The organism is Marinobacter santoriniensis NKSG1 (assembly GCF_000347775.1).
GTDB classification, from domain to species: domain Bacteria; phylum Pseudomonadota; class Gammaproteobacteria; order Pseudomonadales; family Oleiphilaceae; genus Marinobacter; species Marinobacter santoriniensis.
Map to the genome: position 1 here is coordinate 1 of NZ_APAT01000027.1, position 8537 is coordinate 8537.

8 protein-coding genes and 4 tRNA genes are annotated in these 8537 nt (G+C 56.8%); all 12 read left to right on the forward strand.

What is annotated here, in order from left to right:
• The first annotated feature begins 302 nt into the window (after nt 1-302).
• Nucleotides 303-1415, forward strand: a complete 1113-nt coding sequence (locus MSNKSG1_RS17580; RefSeq protein ID WP_227498059.1) for a hypothetical protein — start codon at nt 303-305, stop codon at nt 1413-1415.
• Nucleotides 1416-1429: 14 nt separating this feature from the next.
• A complete protein-coding gene (locus tag MSNKSG1_RS17585; RefSeq protein WP_040887077.1) occupies nt 1430-2503 on the forward strand; it encodes a hypothetical protein in 1074 nt (357 codons plus the stop codon).
• On the forward strand, nt 2500-3057 hold the full coding sequence (locus MSNKSG1_RS17590) for a hypothetical protein (protein ID WP_008940654.1): 558 nt from the start codon (nt 2500-2502) through the stop codon (nt 3055-3057). Before MSNKSG1_RS17585 ends, MSNKSG1_RS17590 begins: the two co-directional genes overlap by 4 nt.
• Before the next feature lie 23 nt (nt 3058-3080).
• Nucleotides 3081-5459 (forward strand): DUF6160 family protein, encoded by a 2379-nt coding sequence (locus tag MSNKSG1_RS17595; RefSeq protein WP_008940655.1) that lies wholly within the window; start codon nt 3081-3083, stop codon nt 5457-5459.
• 95 nt (nt 5460-5554) lie between these two features.
• Nucleotides 5555-6520, forward strand: coding sequence for a biotin--[acetyl-CoA-carboxylase] ligase (locus tag MSNKSG1_RS17600; protein WP_008940656.1), 966 nt, complete (start codon nt 5555-5557; stop codon nt 6518-6520).
• Entirely contained in the window at nt 6517-7245 is a 729-nt protein-coding gene (locus tag MSNKSG1_RS17605; protein ID WP_008940657.1) for a type III pantothenate kinase, read from the forward strand. The genes MSNKSG1_RS17600 and MSNKSG1_RS17605 overlap by 4 nt, the downstream gene beginning before the upstream one ends.
• A gap of 179 nt (nt 7246-7424) precedes the next feature.
• Entirely contained in the window at nt 7425-7898 is a 474-nt protein-coding gene (locus MSNKSG1_RS19475) for a hypothetical protein (protein WP_008940658.1), read from the forward strand.
• A gap of 31 nt (nt 7899-7929) precedes the next feature.
• Nucleotides 7930-8005, forward strand: a tRNA-Thr gene (locus MSNKSG1_RS17615).
• A 41-nt stretch (nt 8006-8046) separates the two neighbouring features.
• Nucleotides 8047-8131: transfer RNA gene (locus tag MSNKSG1_RS17620), tRNA-Tyr, on the forward strand.
• Between the two features lie 10 nt (nt 8132-8141).
• Nucleotides 8142-8216 (forward strand) — tRNA-Gly (locus MSNKSG1_RS17625).
• Between the two features lie 12 nt (nt 8217-8228).
• Nucleotides 8229-8304 (forward strand) — tRNA-Thr (locus MSNKSG1_RS17630).
• 50 nt (nt 8305-8354) lie between these two features.
• Nucleotides 8355-8537 (forward strand): GTP-binding protein (locus tag MSNKSG1_RS19015; RefSeq protein ID WP_008940659.1); only part of this gene is annotated, 183 nt, incomplete at its 3' end.

The window sequence follows — 8537 nt, forward strand, 5'->3', positions numbered from 1 at the left end:
TTGCGATGCTGGGGTTTTTTATTGCCCGTCATAAAGTTTTTCCAATTTCATGACGCTCCGCACAGTGACAGTCTGTAATGAACGGTAACCTTGGACACATAAACAAGATCGGATAAAGGGCCGTTTACCGGCAAATCCGACACTTCAGAGACACTCATCAGTCATTCAGACAAACCGCAAGATCAATAAAAATGCGGTCGTTATGAGACGTGACTATGGGTAAAAATGGATTTTTTTGTCTTTTCCTCGCTGTCGCGAGCGCAGGAGCTTATGGTGATTTGCGCCCGATAACCGATCACCAGATGTCCGAAGTCACTGGTCAGGCTTTTGTCTCGGTGGACCGGCAATATCACCCGGATCCCAATAATTCGACTGCCTATACCCGCGTAAACCTCGGGATGGACATCGACATCCAGACCAATGTGGATGTTCTGGAAATGGGTCGATACGATCGGGCCGGTGAAAAGCCTGGAACCTCCGATGTCCTGATTAAGGATTTCGCCCTCGGTTATATCAATAACCAGGCCTATTACGATGCCAACCCCAAGGCCCCCCGCACGTTCAAGCCTGATGGCAGTGCGTATGGCGAAGGGGAGATCGTACCCTTCCACATCGATAATCCTTTCTTTGAGTTTGCCTACGACGAAACCTCCCAGGAAATTGTGGGCGTGCGTCTTGGCTTCGGTAAGTCCATGGGGGTTCTGTCAGGGAAGATCGAAACTCTCACCGGTAACGTCAATGTCGACATCATTGACCACGGTGAGGGACTGTCCAGCGCCCAATCCAGTGGCAACCTGTTCGATCAGCTGATTGTGCTGCTTACGCCACTCCTTGAAGGCGGAAGTCCGTTGGAGACCAAGGCTAGACTAGTCTACGGGGCGGACGGTGATCCGAATATCGGCTCCCTGGATCCGGTGCGGGCGGAATATATCGGCGTGCCCGATGGCGAAAAGTTCGTTCTCAAGGATGCTGGTGCCTTCACCCGTTGGTCCGTTAAAAACCTCATCGGCTGGGGCTCCAGCTCGGAAATCGAAGTTCCAGGGTGTTCCCTCCTGAGTTGCCCCGGTGGCGACATCTATGTGTATGCAAAAGACTGTCTGGTTCTGGGTATCGATTCGTGTTTTGACCTCGATATCTACAACAGTTTTCCCATTGGCACGGTTGGTGAGAAAAACGGTGTCCGGGCGATCACCGGGCCTGCCGACGGAGCGTTCATCTCCTTTCAAACCAAGGATCTTGACTGGCTCAAGGATGTCAGCAAAACCGATATTACCCCCGAGGATTTCGTTCGAGCTACCGCCGGCGCCTTTTTTAACATCCCGAACGGAGCGACCGAAGTGAACCTCAACGAGGCGCTCTATGGAACTCAGCGTTATCGCACCGAGTATATTGATCGCGGTAAGGGGCTGTTCTAGTGAGTAATGTCAGGATGAGCTCCCAATCTATAACCGCTTCCATCCTTCGGGCTCGCCTGCTCGTCGGCGTCCTGGCCCTGGTTGCGGTGCCGGCGGCGGCCGAACTCAAAGGGCTCTCAGAGGGAGAGATGGCCAGGATTGATGGTGCCGGGTTGGGCCTGGTGTTTGAGAATTTCAAGTTTTCTCATGGAACCGACGCACCGGATGCCAATGGTGAGCAGGCCAGGATTTTCAGGATTTCGGGCATAAAGAGCACCGATGGGCGGGACGTCGATATCACCGTGAATCACCTCTACATTTCCGGTGCCGGTAGCAACTATGGGGAGAATCTCAGTCCGGTGAATCTCGGACGCCTGACGAATCCCTGGGAAATCGATGTTGTCGACGGCAATACCATCGGCGTGCCGGACAAGGCGGTGCTTCAGTTTTCCGCACCCTCTCAGGTGGCGGCGGCCGAAGGTTATGACTGTTTTGGTGCCTCGGCATCCGCTGGTACGGGGACCTGCTCCAGCCGGCCAGCTACGGCGGACTACATTGGTGAGCGGGCAGATATCGGCATCCAGATGAACGTTGCGGTGGGTGACGACCGTTCTGCGAACATCAATATCCACGCGAAGAGCGCGGTTATCGATGGTAGCTACCTCCGCCTGTGGGGGGACGATAATCGTCGTCAGATGGTGGGCCAGTTCAAGCTCAACTTCTATTCGCCGGAAGTTTCCATTAACGCCTGCGCTCAGGATGGAAGTTCGTGCGGGTCGCGAATCATTTTGTCCAATTTTGCGCTGGAACTGGCGCTCGGCAATGAACTTCAGCCCATGCTGTTTGATGTCGATGGTTCCGGTAATTTCGTTGTCGAGATTGCGGCCATCCGGCAGCCAACCTCCGGCGAGATCGGCGCGGATGGGTTGCGAAGCAGCAGCAACGCGGAGAGTTGGGATTTCTACAACTCGTACTACACCAACCCGGACTACCGCAGCAATCTGTCCATCGGCAATTTCAGTGTGGCGGATCGTGACTTTGGTTCCGCCAGGGTTCAGGGAATGCTGATCCAGCATCTGAATATCCAGACGAAGGACCTTTCACAATGACTCATCGCGCAGGGATAGCAGGATTCGGGCTGGTTGTTGCCTTTCTGGCCACCTCATCATCGCCGGTATTGGCCGAGCTGGCCAGCCTCGGGGACGATGCGCTCTCCGATGTCTCAGGGCAGGGGGGCATTTATCTGTCCGGGGATGTGAGTATCAATGAGATGGGCGGGCCTGTCGAAAATTACCATTTCGGGCGTTGTGATGACGCCACCAGAAAGTGTGGTGCCCGGCTCGCCTGGCGGCTGAAGGAAACCGGCGGGTGGATGGTGCTTGATGATATTCGCGGGAATTTCTCCTTCGAAGGACTCACCCTGCGTGTCCGGCATGTCGATTCCGGGTTTGGTGGCGACGGCGAGCTGTTTAATCGCGATGTCCTTGAGCTGGGGCTCCCGAACACGGTTCGTTTCAACGATGTCCATTTCAAGATTGCGGCCAGCAACACGGCCCGCCCGACCGATCCGGGATTCCTTCAGACCGATATTTTCACGGTTGAGATGCGGGGGGAGGTCGTCATGGAAGGCAATCTGCTGGTTTTCCCGACGGGTAATCCATGAGTGGCCGGGGAGTTGGAGGACGCATGATGCGCCAAACGATAGTTGCAGGCCTGACAACGCTCTTGCTGCCGCTGCCGGTGTCCGCAGACCTTAAACGGCTGGATGATAACGCCATGGCGGACATCCAGGGCCAAAGCGGGATTACCCTGGAAATGGATGTCGGAGTGAGCGCCGATCGGGTGTCCTATTACGACGATGGCCAGGGTGTTCACCTTGAGGGATTCCGTGTTGGTTCCTCCGTGACTCCGGACGCCCCGGCGCATCACGAAATCACTATTGATGTGGGGCAGGATGCGTCACTCAATCTCGATTATCTGGTGGAAGACCGTCGGATCGAATTTGGCGACGTCCGGCTCGCTGGGGCCCCCGATGTCAGTATGGGGGGGCTTTTCCTGGATCAGAGCCTCCAGGGCAGTCTGACGATGAGGTCTGGTGGCGCTACCGGTCATGGCTATACCTTTGATACAGCCTACACCATGACCGGCGGTCGTCTTGGATACCGGACCAACGGCAACGAAGTCTTTCTGGATGATATTACCCTGACGGTTGAAGCGCTCGGCACAACGCTGGATGTCGTTGGAAACACGTTGACATTGAACTCGCCGAGCGTGGTCGGGAGCCTGGATGTGGGGGCGATTCGTTACAGTGGCAATTCGCTTAACCATGGTCGCAGCACCGACGCAACGACCGGTGCCCTGCTGCCCAGTTATGGCGGGCTGAGTCTGGACTACGACCTTTCCTCCCGCACAGACCTGACCGCCGGTGGGAGAAGCGGAGAGGGACTTCGTATCGATCATGAGACCACCATTCACTCGGCCAATTTTCTGTATCGGGACGACACCCATGCTCTGGCATTGCGGGACATGAGTGGCCGTTATCAGATCAGTGACTTGCGTCTGGATGTCGATCATGACTGGAAGGGACGGCCAGCCCTGGCATTAACGTTGGGTACTCTGGAGGGCGACCTGCACATCGGTGCCATAGAAATGGGAGCGAACGGAAAGAGTATCGGGCAGGTGAATGTCAGCTTCCTGTTCCAGGACCAGGTGTTTAATGGTCGAACCTATACCAACGCCGTGTACCTGCAGGGCGGCGGGCATCCTGATGCCGGTCCACAAGGCTTGCGCATGGCCGCCGAGTGGAGTCTCAGCCTGGCTGACCTGAGCTATACCGAGGATGGCAACCGGGTCATTTTCAGTGGTCTGCAGTCCTGGGGGCAGGGTGATATTACGGTCAACGTTACCCGGGATGAAACCCGAAACGGGACCCGATTCTATGACGGGCTCAGAATCGGTTTTGATGGAGTAAAAGCCGGCTATCGGATCAACGGATTGAAAGTGGGCGATGAAAATGCCCCATTGCAGGGCGGGACCGAATTGCTCCTGGCACTGGGTTTCTATCCGGCTTACGAATTCGAGATGGGCGGGCACATTACACTTGCCCCAGGCGGTGCAACCGGTGAGGGGCTTACCGTGAATTCGGATATCCAGCTCCACAGCGGCAAGGCAGCCGTGATCGCTGCGCCATACGATGAAGGCAGCGGTGAAATCCCCCAGAAAGGACTCTGGCTGACGGAGGTCGAATACGACGGCCACGTTCGGGACATGACGCTGGACGTAACGGATGAAGGCCTGGTGCTGGGAACGGGCGAATCCTGGAGCACTATGGATATTGGCAATGTCCGGGTTGGCGATAAGAACAGTGGTGGCAGTTTCGGTCGTCTGGTACTTCAGAAGTTCGAAAAAGGCAGCACCATGACCATTGTTCCGGGAGGCGCGGGAGATGTGTGCGCCGGAGGCGTTGGTTCAAGCGCGTCGGCGTGTGCCGCCTCCGGGGGGATATGGCAGCAGCGGGGCGACGAGGGTATCACGATCCGTCTGAAGCAGTTGCTTGCACCGGCGGATGGTTCCGGCAGAAAGAATGCCATTGCCTGGGAAACCAATCGTTCTTCGGACGCTTCCGGCAACGCGGTGAACGGTACCGGTACCCAGTTGGTCCTGAATGACATCTATACCAGCGATGGTGGCGATTTCGACGGCGACGGCCGTGACGACAACACTTTCGGCATTCGCACAGATCTGGCCGTGGACGTTTACCAGACCAAGGTCGTCAAGAAAACCGACGGTGCGGACTCACTCGGAGTAACCGGTAATCGCGGCGATGAGAAAATCATGGATTCGTCCGTTGCGCAGGGGTACCGCTATGTGGCTAACCCGACGCCGGAAGAAATTCTTGATCGGCCACTCGGCTTTGCCGTCAAGGCGGAATCCCGGTTCAAGGAGTTGTCGATCAACCGCGTTGATCTGGTGCACCCGGTGGGAGGGACACAGACGGCGATATACGGCATCAAGATGCAGAATTTCGATATCAAAGCGAATCTCACTGCGACGCCGATCCCCTGACCGACGTCGCTACTCCGACCTCGGTGACTTTGTATTTTCTGCCCTGCTGGTGTTTAATCCGGCCTGATCCTTCCTCTCAGGCCGGTGACTACTTCATGAAATCCAAAGCGTTGCTCAATCTTCTCAGGGATGGCGAGGTCCATTCCGGTGAGTCCCTTGCCGAACAGCTGGGCGTCAGTCGGACTGCCGTATGGAAGCAGGTTCGCAAGGCGATGGAGAGTGGCTGCGACATTGCGACCATCCGGGGCCGTGGGTATAAGCTGTTAAGCCCGGTGGACTTGCTCGACGAGAGTGAGATAGTGCACGGGCTCGATGCTCAGGTCCGATCAGCAATTCACCTGTCTGTGCAGGATGAAGTTGACTCCACCAACGCGGAGGTTTTACGCCTGTGGCGGTCGGGTTCGACCGGAGTGCCGGTTTGCATCGCAGATTGCCAGACCGCCGGTCGGGGGCGCCGGGGACGGGCCTGGCAGAGTCCCCGGGGGGAAAATCTCTATTTGAGCATGGGCTTGACCTTCCATGGCGGTTTTTCGGTCCTGGACGGCCTGAGCCTGGTGCTGGGTGTGGGTGTCGCCAATGCTCTTGAAACCCTGGGCGCCCGAGACATTGGCCTCAAATGGCCGAACGACATCTTTCTCCCCGGCGGCAAACTGGGCGGCATCCTCGTTGAGCTTCAGGGAGAGCTTCAAGAGGGTATTGTCCAGGTGATCGTTGGCATCGGGATCAATGTGCACATGGCGCAGGCTCCAGGTGTTGATCAACCCTGGGCGAGCCTGGATGGCGCATTCCCTGATCAGGCCTGGCCCCGCAACCGGCTGGCATCGTCGTTGATCAATGCGGTCATGGATGTCACCGCCCTGTTCGCGGATGAAGGATTCAAGATCTTTCGCGCTCCCTGGCAGGCCAGAGACATCTTCGAGGGGCAACTCCTCAGGGCTCGGGAAGGGACGCTTGAAGGGATTGGCGCAGGCATCGATGATGCCGGCAATTACCTCCTGAAGACGAATGAAGGTACCGTCCCGGTCCGGGCCGGTGAAATCAGTCTGAGGGTAACGGCATGAGACTGCTGATCGACGCCGGAAACACCCGGTTGAAGTGGCGGCTGGCAACGCGAGATGCCGTAATTGCCGAGGGTCTTGGGGAATTCGACGGCGAACTCCTGAGTGGGTTTCCCGCAGCGAATCGGGTGCGTCGGATTTCGGTATCGACTGTGGCGGCAGAACCGAGGCGACAGGGGCTGACCGAATACCTCGAAGCGCGTTTTTCGGTGCCTGTCGTCTACCATTGGGCTGAGTCCCGTCGCGGAGAGCTGGTCAACGCCTACGAGGAACCCCACCGAATGGGGGCCGATAGATGGCATGCGATGTATGCGGCCTGGCTCCAGAACCGTCGCGGATTTGTTGTAGTCGATGCTGGCAGTGCTGTCACCGTGGATTTTGTCGATGACGGCGGGCGTCATCGTGGTGGCTATATACTGCCAGGGTTGCAAATGATGCTGCGTAGCCTGAAAACCGATGCTGCCCGAATCCTGTTTGATGGCATACCGGCCTCCGATACAGCGCCTGGCACCTCGACCGGAGAATGCGTCCATCATGGCGTATCGTGGTTGCTGCAGTCGGCGACTGAGCGGTTGCGGGTCGATGCTGAACGCATGGGTGTCCAGCGTGTCTTCGTGACAGGCGGTGATGCGGGCTTCCTGCTTCAGTTGGGCCTCAAGGCGGATTATCGCCCCGACCTTGTGCTTGATGGCCTCGCAGCAATCGATGCCGAGGATCTGGCGCTGTGAGATGGGTGGCAGCCTTCCTTTTATCTCTTGTTGTTCTGGTCTGGTATCTGTCAGATGCCTTGCAGCCACCACCGCGCTCGACGGAGCCCGTTTCCGGGACGCTTCCGCGAGTGGCCAGTCTGAAAACACACTCCGAAGCTGACCCGGTTCCTGAGTCCGCGCGATCCCGTTGTGTTCACATGGGCTGGATTGATACACAAGAGAAGGCCGAAGCGCTCATTGCGGCGGTGCCTCTGCTGCGACACTGGGAGCCGGTGGTGTCTGAGGTCGTCCGGGAGTTGCCGCCTCTGCACTGGGTGATCATCCCTCCGCAGCCGAGGGAGATTGCACTCCGGCAGTTTCGGAACATTCAGCGCCGTGGCATTGATTCCTATCTGGTAACCGAAGGCGAGTACCGGAATGCCATCTCGTTGGGGCTGTTTGAGTCCCTGGCGTCCGCCAGAACTGTGCTTGAAGAAAAAAAACGTCAGAATCTCAATGCGGTACTAGCCAATTACGACCGAAATCAGATAAGCTACGCCCTCGATTTTGAGGCGGATCCGGATCTCGTTGAAGAGACGGTTCAGGCGGTATCCTCGGAATCTGGTCGCGATTTCGATTTCGTCGAAATTCACCCTTGCGAGGGTGTTGCAACGCCAGAAAAAAATCCGTAGTATACCGCCCTCGCTGACGAGGCGAATGTGAGCTGGCGTAGCTCAGTTGGTAGAGCAGCTGACTTGTAATCAGCAGGTCGGGGGTTCGATTCCGTCCGCCAGCTCCACTTTTAGTTTTGAGCAAATTCGCGGTTTGCGGATTTGTGCGGGAGGGGTTCCCGAGTGGCCAAAGGGATCAGACTGTAAATCTGACGGCATCGCCTTCGCAGGTTCGAATCCTGCCCCCTCCACCACTAATTGCTCGCGGGCATCGTATAGTGGCTATTACCTCAGCCTTCCAAGCTGATGACGCGGGTTCGATTCCCGCTGCCCGCTCCAATTTGTTTGAATGCTCATGTAGCTCAGTTGGTAGAGCACACCCTTGGTAAGGGTGAGGTCGGCGGTTCAAATCCGCCCATGAGCTCCATTTTTATCCGGTCAACGTTACGATCCAGGTTGATTAGGGGAGTTGGTCAAATGTCCAAAGAAAAATTTGAGCGTAGTAAACCGCACGTAAACGTGGGCACTATTGGTCACGTTGACCATGGTAAGACCACTCTGACGGCGGCACTGACCCGTGTATGTCACGAAGTGTGGGGTACAGGTTCTGCGAGTGCGTTTGACCAGATCGATAACGCACCGGAAGAGAAGGCGCGTGGC